The organism is Flavobacterium sp. GW821-FHT11G01 (genome assembly GCF_058808175.1).
This window is the reverse complement of record NZ_JBXARK010000001.1, coordinates 15,157-29,252: the sequence shown is the minus strand read 5'-3', so window position 1 is coordinate 29,252 and position 14,096 is coordinate 15,157. Positions and strand designations below refer to the sequence as shown.

Sequence of the window (14,096 nt, the reverse complement as noted above, 5' to 3'; positions counted from 1 at the left end):
ATATTAGCATTATCTTATAAACACAAAGTTCACAAAGCTATATGGATAAAGCTTTGTGAACTTTGTGTTTATAATAATATAGATAGAATAAAATCTTAGTGTTCTCTGTGGTAAAGCCCAAAAAAAATCCCTCCGAGTATCGAAGGGATTTTTTATATAATTGATTTCTTATTTGATTAAGAAAGTGCAGCTTTAACTTGGTCAGCAGCTTCTTGAAATTGAACAGCTGATAAGATTGGCATACCAGAGTTGTCAATTAATTCTTTTGCAATTTCAGCATTTGTTCCTTGCAAACGAACAATGATTGGCACTTTAATAGCGTCACCCATGTTTTTGTAAGCATCAACAACACCTTGAGCAACACGATCACAACGAACGATTCCTCCGAAGATGTTAATCAAAATAGCTTTTACGTTTGGATCTTTTAAGATAATACGGAAAGCAGTTTCAACACGTTTAGCATCTGCAGTTCCACCAACGTCTAAGAAGTTAGCAGGCTCAAAACCAGCGTATTTAATTAAATCCATAGTTGCCATTGCAAGACCAGCTCCGTTTACCATACATCCTACAGTACCGTCAAGATCTACATAGTTCAAACCTACTTCTTTAGCTTCAACTTCGATTGGATTCTCCTCACGGATATCTCTCATTTCAGCATATTTAGGTTGTCTGTATAAAGCATTATCATCGATATTTACTTTAGCATCAACAGCCATAATTTTGTTATCAGATGTTTTCAAAACCGGGTTGATTTCAAACATAGAAGCATCAGAACCAATGTAAGCATTGTATAATGAATCAATGAATTTAACCATTTCTTTGAAAGCATTTCCAGAAAGACCTAAGTTAAAGGCAATTCTTCTTGCCTGAAAACCTTGTAATCCAACAGTTGGATCAACTTCTTCAGTAAAGATTAAGTGTGGAGTGTGCTCAGCAACTTCTTCGATATCCATTCCACCTTCAGTAGAATACATGATCATGTTACGTCCTGTACCTCTATTCAATAAAACAGAAACATAAAACTCAGAAGTTTCACTTTCACCAGGATAGTATACATCTTCAGCAACTAAAACTTTGTTTACTTTTTTACCTTCAGCAGAAGTTTGAGGTGTAATCAATTGCATTCCGATGATTTGTCCTGCAATTTCTTCAACTTGTTGAAGATTTTTAGCCAACTTAACTCCACCACCTTTTCCACGTCCACCTGCGTGAATTTGTGCTTTTATTACGTGCCATCCTGTACCAGTTTCGGCAGTTAATTGTTTTGCAGCAGCTACAGCTTCAACTGCATTATTAGCCACAATTCCGCGTTGAATGCGTACTCCGTAACTAGCTAAAATTTCTTTTCCTTGATATTCGTGTATGTTCATAATATAGAATTTGTCTGGTTCTGAATTTATTTCAGAATAAAAGTGCGACAAAAGTAGCAAAATTCAACTTAATAGTAAAATCTTTTTCAATTAAAAATGAGTCTATTTCAGATTCCTTTATATTTATTTTCGAAAGCAAATAAATAGTTAAACAATTGCTTTGTTAATGTTAACAGAAAATCACTATATCGTTTGATATTTAACAAAAATACCAACGAATACAATACCTTACCGCGGATTTTTCCTAATATAATTTAAAACATATTGCCATTTTATCATTTAGCAATGGTTTAAATAAAATTATTATCATTTAAGAATCGTTTTTCTAATATTACAACAAAAATGTAAGCCAAATTACAATTTCACTACATTATGTTTAACGAAATCTTTATTTTTGTAGAAAAAATATCAAGAATGAAAGTTAAAGAACAAGGGCTTTATTTGCCTGAATTTGAACACGACAATTGTGGTGCAGGATTTATTTGTAATTTGAATGGTATTAAATCAAACGATATTATTCACAAAGCATTGGACATCTTAATAAAATTGGAACATCGTGGTGCAGTTAGTTCTGATGGAAGAACTGGAGACGGAGCTGGAATTTTATTCGACATCCCACATAACTTTTTCAAAAAGGTATGTGACTTTGAAATCCCTGAAACACGTGAGTATGCAGTAGGAATGGTTTTTTTACCAAAAAGCAAAAACCAGGTTTCTTTTTGTATTAACACTTTTGAAGCAACTATTAAAGATCAGAACTTAAAGATCTTAGGTTGGAGAGATGTACCTGTTGAAGTTGAAAATTTAGGGCAGATTGCCGCAGAAAAAGAACCAACAGTTAAACAGGTTTTTGTTAGCAAAAACGGTCAGGATTTAACTGAAAATGAATTTAATGCAAAACTTTTTGCAGCTAGAAAAATTGCTGAACACGCTATTAGAGGATCAAAAACCTCTGAAAGCCATATGTTTTATTTCTCTAGTTTATCGACAACTACCATAATATATAAAGGTCTATTGATGCCGGAAGACATCAGCCGTTATTATGTTGACTTAAAAGATCCAGATTTAGTGACTCGTTTGGCGTTAGTTCACCAACGTTTCTCTACAAATACTTTCCCTTCATGGGAATTAGCTCAACCGTTTAGATATATGTGTCATAATGGTGAGATCAACACACTTCGTGGAAACGTTAGCCGTATGCGTGCTCGTGAAGAGCTTATGCAAAGCAAAGTTTTTGGCGATGATATCAAAAAATTATTCCCAATTATCTTAGAAGGAAAATCAGATTCTGCTTCTATGGATATGGTGGTTGAACTTTTGTTAATGACAGGTCGTTCATTGCCTGAAGCGATGATGATGGTAGTTCCTGAAGCTTGGGAAAAACACCAGACAATGTCTCCTGAAAAAAGAGCTTTCTACGAGTTTAACGCTTGTATCATGGAGCCTTGGGATGGTCCTGCTTCTATTCCGTTTACAGATGGTAACGTAATTGGTGCTTTACTAGATAGAAACGGATTGCGTCCTTCTCGTTATACATTAACACATAGTGGTTTCGTTATTATGTCATCTGAAATTGGTGTATTGGATATCGATCCGGAAGATGTAATTCAACACGGTCGTTTAGAGCCAGGAAAAATGTTTCTTGTAGACATGAATGAAGGTCGTATTATCGAAGATGAAGAAGTTAAAAAAGCAATCGTAACAAAACGTCCTTACCAGGAATGGTTAGATGCGAATTTATTGCCTTTGGCTAAAGTTCCTTATACGAATAATCCAACTCCAGTTGAGAAATTAGATTTCTTAACAAGACAAAAATTATTTGGTTATACAATTGAAGATTTAAAAACGATCATCAACCCAATGGGAGGTCAGGGAGCTGAAGCCATCAGTTCTATGGGTAACGATACGCCTTTGGCAGTATTGTCAGACCAGCCTCAATTGTTGTACAACTATTTCAAACAATTATTTGCTCAGGTTACCAACCCGCCTTTGGATGGTATTCGTGAAGAAATCATTACTGATATTAGTTTAGCGGTTGGTGGAGATTTTAATATTTTTGAAATTGAATCGAAACAATGTAAAAAATTAAAAATCCAAAATCCAGTTATTTCTAACGAGGATTTAGATAAAATTAGAAATATTGATCACGCAGATTTTAAATCGGCTACCATTTCTACTTTATATAAAATAGAAAAAGGAGTTAATGGTTTAGAGCGCGCGCTTGAAAAATGTGTTCAGGCAACTTTTAAAGCTGTTTCTGAAGGATGCAATGTGATCATTTTGTCAGACAGAGGTGTAAGCGAAGAATTAGCTCCAATTCCTATGTTATTGGCTTGTTCTTACATTCACCACTCTTTGAACATCTTACAGGTTCGTTCTAAATTCGGAATCATAATCGAATCTGCTGAACCACGTGAACCGCATCATTTTGCTTTATTATTCGGATACGGTGCAAGTGCGATTAATCCATACATGGTAAACGAAATCATTCACGATCAGGTTAACCAAGGATTTATTAAAGGTGTAAAAGCTGATTATGCGATCGTAAATTACAATAAAGCGATTGCAAAAGGAATCGTTAAAATCATGAACAAAATTGGTATCTCTACTTTACATTCCTACAGAGCTGCTCAAATTTTCGAGATTTTAGGTTTAAACAAAACATTTACATCTAAATATTTCCCTTACACACCTTCAAGAATCGAAGGAATTGGTTTGATGGAAGTAGAAAAAGAAGTGAAAAAACGTTTCCAAAAAGCCTTTCCAAATTCAAAAGTGGCAAGTTTGCTTTCTTTAGAAATTGGAGGTATTTACAGATGGAGACGCGGTGGAGAAAAACACATGTTCAACCCAACCACTATTTCTAAATTACAACAGGCAGTTCGTTTGAATAGCCCTGAAAGTTATAAAGAATACTCTAATATGGTTAACGAGCAAAGCTCTAACTTAATGACTATTAGAGGTATGTTTGAATTTAACAATTTAGATCCAATTTCTATTGATGAAGTAGAACCTTGGACAGAAATTGTGAAGAAATTCAAAACTGGTGCGATGTCTTACGGATCTATTAGTAGAGAAGCACATGAGAATTTAGCAATTGCAATGAACAGAATTGGTGGAAAAAGTAATTCTGGAGAAGGTGGAGAAGATCCAAAACGTTTCCAGAAAGAAATCAACGGAGATTCTAGAAACAGTGCAATCAAACAAGTGGCGTCGGGACGTTTTGGTGTTTCGATCAACTATTTGACAAACGCTAAAGAAATTCAGATTAAAATGGCTCAAGGGGCAAAACCTGGTGAAGGTGGACAGTTACCTGGAGAAAAAGTGGTGCCTTGGATTGCTGAAACAAGAAATTCTACTCCTTATGTAGGTTTGATTTCACCTCCGCCTCACCACGATATTTACTCTATTGAGGATTTATCTCAATTGATTTATGATTTGAAAAATGCCAATCGTGAAGCACGTGTAAACGTAAAATTAGTTTCTGAAGTTGGAGTTGGAACCATCGCTGCCGGTGTTGCCAAAGCAAAAGCTGACGTTATCTTAATTTCTGGTTATGACGGAGGAACGGGAGCTGCTCCATTAACTTCATTACAACACACAGGTATTCCATGGGAACTTGGTTTAGCCGAAGCACAACAAACTTTGATCTTAAATGATTTAAGAAGCCGTGTAGTTTTAGAGTGTGACGGACAATTGAAAACAGGTCGTGACGTTGCTATTGCTGCTTTATTAGGAGCTGAGGAATTTGGTTTCGCAACTGCACCTCTTGTAGCTTCAGGTTGTATCATGATGAGAGCTTGTCACTTAAATACTTGCCCGGTTGGTATTGCAACTCAGGATCCTGAATTGAGAAAAAATTTCAAAGGAACTCCAGAGCACGTAATCAACTTCATGTATTTTATTGCTGAGGAATTAAGAGAAATCATGGCGCAGTTAGGTTTCAGAACTTTGAAAGAAATGGTGGGTCAGTCACAAAAATTAAATGTGAACAAAGCGATCAAACATTACAAAGCAAATGGTTTAGATTTATCATCCATTCTATACAAACCGGAAAAAGCAAAAACACAGCCAATTCACAATACAACAGAACAAGATCACCAACTTGAAAATGTATTAGATTTTGCGATTATCAAAGAAGCGATTCCATCTATTTATAGAAAAGAAAAAACAAGAGTTACATTTAAAATTAAAAATACAGACCGTTCTGTAGGTGCTATTTTGAGTAATGAAATCTCAAAAATTTATGGCGCACAAGGATTACCTGATGACACTATTTTAGTTGATTTTGAAGGTTCTGCCGGACAAAGTTTTGGTGCTTTTGCAACAAACGGATTGTCGTTTAAAATTCACGGAAACTGTAATGATTATTTAGGAAAAGGCCTTTCTGGAGGAAAATTAATTATCAAAGTCCCTCCTACTGCAACCTTCAAACCTGAAGACAATATCATTATCGGGAACGTTGCCCTTTACGGAGCTATTACCGGAGAGGCTTATATTAATGGTATGGCCGGTGAACGTTTTTGTGTGAGAAATTCTGGAGCAACAGCAGTTGTTGAAGGAATTGGAGATCACGGATGCGAGTACATGACCGGTGGTACAGTGGTTGTTTTAGGAAAAACAGGAAGAAACTTCGCAGCCGGTATGAGCGGTGGTGTTGCTTATGTTTACGATCCAAATCAGAAATTCGATTCGACAGTTTGTAACATGGAAATGGTTGCATTCGATCCTTTAGAAGAAGAAGATTTTACCAAACTAAGACGATTGATCAAAAATCATTCATTGTACACTAGCAGTCCATTAGCAAAAAGAATTTTAGCAGACTGGGAAAATCAACAGAAACATTTCGTAAAAGTAATGCCAACTGATTACAAAAAGGCATTACAGCGAATTGCAGAAGAGAAAAAAATAGAAGAATTAATTGCTTAATAAAACATCAATTTCAAAAATCAATTTCAATGACAATGGCAATGCCTATAAATTGGAATTTAGAATTTAAGAATTGAAATTTAATTAAAATGTCATGGGTAAAATAGGCGGATTTAAAGAATATAATAGAGCCGACGAAAGTAATTTAGCAGTTGCAGAACGTGTTGCGAACTACAACGAATTTACTATTCCGTTAACAGAAGAGAAGAAAAAAGAACAAGGTTCAAGATGTATGGATTGTGGTATTCCTTTTTGCCACAGTGCTTGTCCGTTAGGAAATTTAATTCCTGACTTCAACGACATGGTGCATCAGGAAGAATGGCAAGGTGCTTTAGAGATTTTACAATCTACTAATAACTTTCCGGAATTCACAGGTCGCTTATGCCCTGCTCCATGTGAGAAATCATGTGTATTGGGAATCATCAAAGAGCCGGTTGCTATCGAAAACATCGAGAAAAATATCATCGAAAGAGGTTTTGATGAAGGATGGATCAAACCTCAGCCACCAAAAAAGAGAACAGGAAAAACTGTTGCCGTTGTTGGTTCAGGTCCTGCAGGTTTGGCAGCAGCTCAACAATTAAACAGAGCAGGTCATACTGTAACTGTTTTTGAAAGAGACAATGCTATTGGAGGTTTATTACGTTACGGAATTCCAAATTTCAAATTAGAAAAAGGAATTATCGACAGACGTGTAGCCATTCTTGAAGCAGAAGGAATCACTTTTAAAACTGACGTAAATGTTGGTGTAAACTTTAGCGTAGCAGAATTAAACGCTTTCGATTCTATCGTATTATGCGGTGGAGCAACTGAAAGAAGAAGTTTGCCAACTAAAGGGATCGAAAGCAAAGGCGTTGTTCAGGCAATGGATTTCTTAACTCAACAAACTAAAGTTTTATACGGAGAATCTATTCCAGATCAAATTAAAGCTACAGCAAAAGATGTAATCGTAATTGGTGGTGGAGATACAGGTTCAGATTGTATCGGAACATCAAACAGACACGGGGCAAAATCAGTAACTAACTTTGAGATTTTACCAAAACCTCCAGTTGGAAGAAGTGAGTCAACTCCTTGGCCTTTCTGGCCGTTGCAGTTGAAAACTTCATCTTCTCACGAAGAAGGTTGCGACAGAAACTGGTTAATCAATACAAAAGAATTTATTTCTAATGATAAAGGAGAATTAACTGGATTAAAAACCGTTGAAGTGCAATGGAAAATGACTCCAGGTCAACGTCCTGAATTAATCGAAAAAGAAGGTTCAGAGAAAATCTGGCCTTGCGATTTAGCTTTATTGGCTTTAGGATTTACAGGTCCGGAGAAAACTTTAAGCGAGCAATTAGGTCTTGAAGTTGACATGAGAAGCAACTATAAAGCAAAAAATTATCAAACGAACGTTCCACACATTTTCACTGCCGGTGATATGAGAAGAGGACAATCGTTAATTGTATGGGCTATTTCAGAAGGTCGAGAAGCAGCAAGAGAAGTAGATTTGTTCTTAATGGGCTCTACCAACTTGCCAACCAAAGGAAACGGAGATTTACCTAGTTTGTAATTTTAAGATTCTAAGTTGCTAAGGTTCTGAGGGACTAAGATTTTCTCTTACTCTTGCATCTTAAAAAATTAAAAATTATCAGGTAATCCTTATTCCGATAAACAACACACAGCAAGAAGCCTTGACTAATGTCAGGGCTTTTTAGTTTTAAAGCCACAGAGAAACAAATGTGCAAAGATTAAGGCGTAAAGCTTTTAATGCATAGCCCGCGATTTCAACCGTGGGAGACTAATCATAATTATATATTGTGATTGTGTTTGTGATCATATTGCGTCCAAACGGTTGAAACCGTTGGCTATATTTTTCTTAGTTGATTACAATACGACGGATGCATCGCAGAATTCCAAGAATAAAATTTGTGAAAATTCGTATAATTAGTGACAAAAAAATCTGCACTAATGTTTTAATCTGTTGCAAAAACTTAGTACCTTAGAGTCTTAGTCCCTTAGAACTTAAAAAATATTTTATAAAAATTCGAAATAAACCACTTTTTGTTCAAAAACAAACAATTTGTTACAATTTGTTATTTTTCTACAATTAATTTGTCGTTAGTCAAAAGTGTAATAACTTTGCCCAAAATAGTTTATAAAAATGCAAGCAAAAGATTTACTGCAGTTAGCAGACCAATTTGGAAGTCCATTATATGTTTATGATGCCGAAAAAATCCAATCACAGTACAACAGATTAACCAAAGCTTTCTCTAAGGTAGAAAACTTGAGAGTTAATTATGCCATGAAGGCATTGTCTAACGTTGCGATTCTTCAGTTATTAAAGAACATGGGGTCTGGCTTAGATACTGTATCAATTCAGGAAGTTTTATTGGGACTTCATGCTGGCTATGATCCTGACAAAATTTTCTTTACACCAAACGGAGTTTCTTTAGAAGAAATCGAAGAAGTTGCCGCAATGGGTGTTCAAATTAATATTGACAACTTATCTATTCTGGAGCAATTCGGAACAAAATATCCTCAAATTCCGGTATGTATTCGTATCAATCCGCACGTAATGGCGGGTGGAAATGCTAATATTTCTGTTGGACATATCGATAGTAAATTCGGAATTTCGGTACATCAAATTCCGCATATATTGCGAATTGTAGAAAATACAAAAATGAGCATTGTTGGAATTCACATGCACACAGGATCTGATATTCTGGATATCGAAGTATTCTTGTATGCTGCTGAAATCTTGTTTGATACAGCGAAACACTTCAAAGATTTAGAGTTTTTAGATTTTGGAAGTGGATTTAAAGTTCCTTACAAAAAAGATGATATCGAAACAGACATCGAAGAATTAGGTAAAAAATTATCTAAAAGATTCAATGCATTCTGTGCAGAATATGGCAGAGATTTAACGTTGATTTTCGAACCAGGAAAATTCCTAGTGAGCGAAGCAGGTCATTTCTTAGTAAAAGTAAACGTAGTAAAACAAACAACCTCAACAGTTTTTGCCGGAGTTGATAGTGGTTTCAACCACTTAATTCGTCCAATGTTGTACGGATCTTCACACCATATTGAAAACATTTCTAACCCGAAAGGAAAAGAGCGTTTTTACTCTGTTGTGGGATACATTTGCGAGACCGATACTTTTGCCAACAACCGCAAAATTTCGGAAATTACAGAAGGTGATATTTTAGCTTTCAGAAACGCCGGAGCATATTGTTTTTCAATGTCTTCGAACTACAATTCAAGATACAAACCAGCCGAAGTTTTATGGAAAGACGGAAAAGGAATCTTAATTCGTCAACACGAAACTTTCGAAGATTTGCTTAAAAATCAAATTCCGTTGCCACAAGAAGTTGCTGCAACAGTTTAAAATAAAAAAAAGAGAATATCATTTGTTGAAATCCCATTGCCGAAAGGTGAATGGGATTTTTTTTACAATCTTGTTATTTCGACGTAAGGAGAAATCTTCGCAAAAAAGTCAAAACACACAAAGTAACCATCAAGTTTGTCATTTCGACGTAAGGAGAAATCCTCGCAAGAAACTCGACAAAGTATGTCAAATTCAGAGCTAAAAGAAAGAAAAATCTTAAAAAAATATAACTTTAGCCAAAAAATAAAAATGCAATTACACGAAGGCTATCACACATACTACATATACATCCTTACAAATAAATACAAAACAGTTTTCTACACAGGAGTTACAAATAATTTAAAAATTCGTTTAAGCCAGCACAAAGAAAACAGCACCATTAAAAACAAAACCTTTGCTTCAAAGTATAATGTCACATTCTTGTTATATTATGAAAAATTTACATGGGTTCAAGAAGCAATTGCACGTGAGAAAGAAGTAAAAGATTGGCGTAGAGAAAAGAAAATCGAATTAATAAAAACTATTAATCCGGACTTGGATTTTTTGAATTATTTATTCGAATAATCTGCTTAACGTTTCCAATCTTTGTAGAGTTTCTTTCGAGGATTTCTCCTTCGTCGAAATGACAAGATTGGGAATAATTGGGATTAAAACCTAAAATTCCCCGGTCGCGCTAGCATTCAGACTTGCATATGCTTCTCAAAAAATAAACTTCTAATCTAGCACCGCAACATTTAAAATAAAAATATTATTTTAGCTTAGCATAAACCTCAAATATAAACCCAAAAACCCATGAAAATTACGATTCCCCTGTCGGCATTATTCCTGTTACTTACTACTACTCTATTCAGCCAGACTATCGCTGATTTAAAACTAAAACCTAAAGAAATTCCAAAGTCTTACTTTTCTAATGACGGTCAAATTTGTGTTACTAATGCGGCTTGCAATTTCTATACTGATATTGCCACTTACAGCAATATTATTGGAGTTGTAAAAAGCAAAGAAATTCAAAGTTTCAAAAGTAAAGCAGATAGCGGATCTATCATGTACATTGAATTTGAAAACAGATTTAAAGGTGACAAATTTCTGCAAGGATTGTTATGGGGAAAAGACGGTCAGCCAACTGATGAGCATCCGGAAGAATATCTTGTAAAAGGAAAATTTCTGATCATCTGGAGTTTTCATCCGGATAGTGTTATTAAAGAAAAATCGGAAGCTAAAATTGATGCGATTTTGCAGTAAATATTTTGTTTTTCTTTTCGTTTTTTCTTGTGCTTTGTTTGACATTTGACTATTTCAATGGCAAAGTATATAAAAGACAAAAAAATTAAAGCAGAATGGAAAATGAAACAAGAAAAACAAAAATGATAGATAAATTATAATGTTGTGTTTATAATTTCTGCCTTTTCAATCCTGATTTACACTTTGGAGTATTTAGATTATAAAATATAAAAAAGTTAATTCAAAAGATAAATTTTCTTTTTTATAACTCTTGATTTTTTTCACCTCTAAACTATAATTAATATTAATATTTATAAGTATTATTTAATACTTTAGCACCCGAAAATATTCTGGCATACTTTATTTGGTTGTTCTTTTTACTAACTCATTCAGTATGCAAAGATCGCCCTCAATCAAAAAACCGACCTAATATAAAAGTAAATTTGAAAATCCAACAACTAACATTCACAAGATTTATTGCTGCAATATCAATAGTAATTTTTCATTACGGAAAAAATGTTGATTTATTTAATAATAAATGTGTTTCTTTTATTTTTACTCAGGCAAATGTTGGTGTAAGTTACTTTTTCATATTATCAGGTTTTGTTATGATTGTTGCATATGGCAATAAAGACAAGATTAATTTTACGGAATACATAAAAAATAGATTTGCCAGAATATATCCTGTTTATTTAATTGCTATTTTTATTATAATAAGTATCAAGTTATTCAAAAACATCAATCTTACTGATTTATTTCTCAATATTTTTATGATCCAATCATGGATTCCTGAAAAAGCTCTAACTATCAATTTTCCGGGCTGGTCTTTATCTGTTGAATTGCTTTTTTATATTGCTTTTCCTGTTTTGATCAATCGATTATATTCAAAATTTGAATTAAAAATTAATGCAATCTGGATAATTTTATTTTGGTTAATAAGTCAGATTCTTTTCCATTTAATGATTTATAGAATTATAAATACCGTAAACTACAGCATAATCGATATACCTTATCATCCACTAATGCATTTTAATGAGTTTTTGATTGGTAATTTAGCAGGTTTGTTTTTTATAAAAAAACTCAAGGATCAAAAAAAGAACTATTTCCCAGCTATTGTAATTCTTTTACTTGTTTTAATTTTACTCTTAAGATTCCCAATAGGTTTAAATTTCCATAACGGGTTACTTGCCGTAATATATATCCCCTTAATACTATTAATTTCGCTAAGCAATGATAAACTTACTAAACTATTTTCCAGACCTGGATTTGTTTTTTTAGGAGAAATAAGTTTTGGAATTTATATATTACAAGTTCCCATTTGGGTTATATTTTCAGATTATAGATTAGATAAATATCTGGGTTTAAACAAACAAACTGACTTTACCATTTCATTTTTTACAAGACTCTTTCTGCTGCTTGTAATATCGTCTTTAAGTTATTTATATTTTGAAAAACCATTACGAAATATAATAAAAAACTGTGGGAGAAGCAGAATCTAAGCATTGGCTACTCAAAATTTATAACAAAGAACTGAATTAAAAAAAGTTTCATAACTTCGTTTAAATAAGAACCTGATCACTGACAAAAAATGAAACCACAAATCCGAATCCTAATTTATTCTATACTCTTCTTTTTATATCTTTCTTCAACGCCACTTTTATTAACGTTGGGTGAAAAATTAAAAACGGATCCTTTTATCACTTTAGGCTGTGGTTTTGCTTTATTAAATATTGTTTATGCTTTCTTCGCTTTAAAATGGACTGTTTTACTAAATGTAATCTGCTCTGTTGCAATTGCTGCTTTGGCCTTATTCTTAGCCTTGAAGTTTACCAATTTACATCTGCTTTTAAATTATGATCCTTATCAGGTAAAGACCGCAATATTAGCAAATGCTGTTTTTTCAATTATTTTTTGGGAAATTATTTATCAGATAAAAAGTAGGAAATAATGAAATCAATCTAAAAATTGAGATTAAAAAACAAAAAAATATAACCTACAAATAATGAAAAAAATTGTATTTCTACTACACTTAACTTTTATTACATTACCCATAACTGCTCAAACGGTAAATTTTCCTAAGTATCCAATATATGAGGATGAATATAGGTCTGTAATACAAGATTTTACTAATACCAATGATGATGTTGCTTCTTTGAAAAGCAAAGATAAAATTAAAACCTTGTTAGAGAATACATTACTCTACTATGAAAATAAGTATAACAAGTCTAATACACATCACATGAAGCTGTATTTTTTAAATGGTAAAATTCAAAAGAATGTAACTTTTTATGGCATTACAGAAGATACCTTATACGCTGAAAGAGTTTATAAAAATGACACTCTTGTAAACATAATAGAATTCGATAACAATCAGGATTCAGGTTACGGCAGTAAGTATAGTTTTGAAAAAGGTAAACTGATAAAGACTATAAACAACCATTTAGAGAAAAACAGGAAAAGAAATAACTATTCAAAATATAATAATGGCATAAGTACGACGGAATACATTTTTAAAGATAATGCGCTTGTCAAAATAGAAAACATGGAGCAGCCCGCAGGTGATCCCAGAGTAGATATTGAATATTTATACCAAGATAAAAACATTTTGGAGGTTAAATACATCAAACAGATAAACAGTATTCATATTCTTTCTTTGAGAAAGATTACAAATGAAGAAGAAAATGTGTTTAATTACAGTTATACAAGAGCAAAAGATTTATTGGTCGAAAACATAGATTATAATTTTCTAATAGATTATTTGACAAAAAATGCGTCTGAAAAAATTACTAAAAAATTTGATGCTTCCGGGAATCTAATATTTGAACAGGAAGACAACTCCATTCAAAAAAAATTCTATCAAAATGATTTAATTAAAGAAATTAAATTTTACGATAACAAAAATGTCGAAAACAATGCAATCAAATATACCTATAACAAACAAAACCAAATTTTAGAACGCATTGAAGTTCAAAAAAATGGATCTCTAGATAGAAGAGAACAAAATACATACAATACTTTTGGCGATATTATCACTGAAAAAATTGAACTTTTAACCGACAATAAACCATTTCACACTTCTGTTTACACCTATCAGTACCTTTATGACACGCATAATAACTGGATTGAAAAAAAGAAATTTCTAAACAAAGAGCCAATGACCCTTGTAAAAAGGACTATTGAATATACGAACTAGAAACCAGCTAATACAACTC

The 14,096-nt window shown here is 33.2% G+C and carries 9 protein-coding genes; 8 read left to right on the top strand and 1 reads right to left on the bottom strand.

From position 1 onward, the window contains the following. Positions 1–176: 176 nt before the first annotated feature. Positions 177–1,370 carry an ADP-forming succinate--CoA ligase subunit beta gene (sucC, locus tag AC1RRN_RS00105; protein WP_056190930.1) on the bottom strand — a complete coding sequence of 398 codons (1,194 nt, stop codon included), beginning with the start codon at positions 1,368–1,370 and terminating at the stop codon, positions 177–179. Between the two features lie 414 nt (positions 1,371–1,784). Here sucC and gltB point away from each other — a divergent pair, with 414 nt between their 5' ends. The 8 genes from gltB (at position 1,785) to AC1RRN_RS00065 (ending at position 14,077) form a co-directional block, all read left to right on the top strand. Beyond that, positions 1,785–6,299 (top strand): glutamate synthase large subunit, encoded by a 4,515-nt coding sequence (gene gltB, locus AC1RRN_RS00100; RefSeq protein WP_492965299.1) that lies wholly within the window; start codon positions 1,785–1,787, stop codon positions 6,297–6,299. 94 nt (positions 6,300–6,393) lie between these two features. Continuing rightward, positions 6,394–7,848: a glutamate synthase subunit beta gene (locus tag AC1RRN_RS00095; protein ID WP_492965298.1), complete on the top strand. Its 1,455-nt coding sequence runs from the start codon at positions 6,394–6,396 to the stop codon at positions 7,846–7,848. A 591-nt stretch (positions 7,849–8,439) separates the two neighbouring features. After that, entirely contained in the window at positions 8,440–9,663 is a 1,224-nt protein-coding gene (gene lysA, locus AC1RRN_RS00090; protein ID WP_492965297.1) for a diaminopimelate decarboxylase, read from the top strand. Between the two features lie 249 nt (positions 9,664–9,912). Continuing rightward, on the top strand, positions 9,913–10,227 hold the full coding sequence (locus AC1RRN_RS00085) for a GIY-YIG nuclease family protein (RefSeq protein WP_492966027.1): 315 nt from the start codon (positions 9,913–9,915) through the stop codon (positions 10,225–10,227). Between the two features lie 228 nt (positions 10,228–10,455). After that, positions 10,456–10,905, top strand: a complete 450-nt coding sequence (locus tag AC1RRN_RS00080; RefSeq protein ID WP_492965296.1) for a hypothetical protein — start codon at positions 10,456–10,458, stop codon at positions 10,903–10,905. A gap of 422 nt (positions 10,906–11,327) precedes the next feature. After that, positions 11,328–12,383, top strand: coding sequence for an acyltransferase family protein (locus AC1RRN_RS00075; RefSeq protein WP_492965295.1), 1,056 nt, complete (start codon positions 11,328–11,330; stop codon positions 12,381–12,383). Positions 12,384–12,472: 89 nt separating this feature from the next. After that, the gene (locus AC1RRN_RS00070; protein ID WP_492965293.1) at positions 12,473–12,832 is read left to right on the top strand and encodes a hypothetical protein; all 360 of its coding nucleotides are present in this window, start codon (positions 12,473–12,475) and stop codon (positions 12,830–12,832) included. Positions 12,833–12,886: 54 nt separating this feature from the next. Continuing rightward, the gene (locus AC1RRN_RS00065) at positions 12,887–14,077 is read left to right on the top strand and encodes a hypothetical protein (protein WP_492965292.1); all 1,191 of its coding nucleotides are present in this window, start codon (positions 12,887–12,889) and stop codon (positions 14,075–14,077) included. Positions 14,078–14,096: the final 19 nt, after the last annotated feature.

What these genes read in the sequence shown, in the direction of transcription:
- sucC (WP_056190930.1), bottom strand. Translation starts at nt 1,370, where the DNA reads ATGAACATACACGAATATCAAGGAAAAGAAATTTTAGCTAGTTACGGA.
- gltB (WP_492965299.1), top strand. Translation starts at nt 1,785, where the DNA reads ATGAAAGTTAAAGAACAAGGGCTTTATTTGCCTGAATTTGAACACGAC.
- AC1RRN_RS00095 (WP_492965298.1), top strand. Translation starts at nt 6,394, where the DNA reads ATGGGTAAAATAGGCGGATTTAAAGAATATAATAGAGCCGACGAAAGT.
- lysA (WP_492965297.1), top strand. Translation starts at nt 8,440, where the DNA reads ATGCAAGCAAAAGATTTACTGCAGTTAGCAGACCAATTTGGAAGTCCA.
- AC1RRN_RS00085 (WP_492966027.1), top strand. Translation starts at nt 9,913, where the DNA reads ATGCAATTACACGAAGGCTATCACACATACTACATATACATCCTTACA.
- AC1RRN_RS00080 (WP_492965296.1), top strand. Translation starts at nt 10,456, where the DNA reads ATGAAAATTACGATTCCCCTGTCGGCATTATTCCTGTTACTTACTACT.
- AC1RRN_RS00070 (WP_492965293.1), top strand. Translation starts at nt 12,473, where the DNA reads ATGAAACCACAAATCCGAATCCTAATTTATTCTATACTCTTCTTTTTA.
- AC1RRN_RS00065 (WP_492965292.1), top strand. Translation starts at nt 12,887, where the DNA reads ATGAAAAAAATTGTATTTCTACTACACTTAACTTTTATTACATTACCC.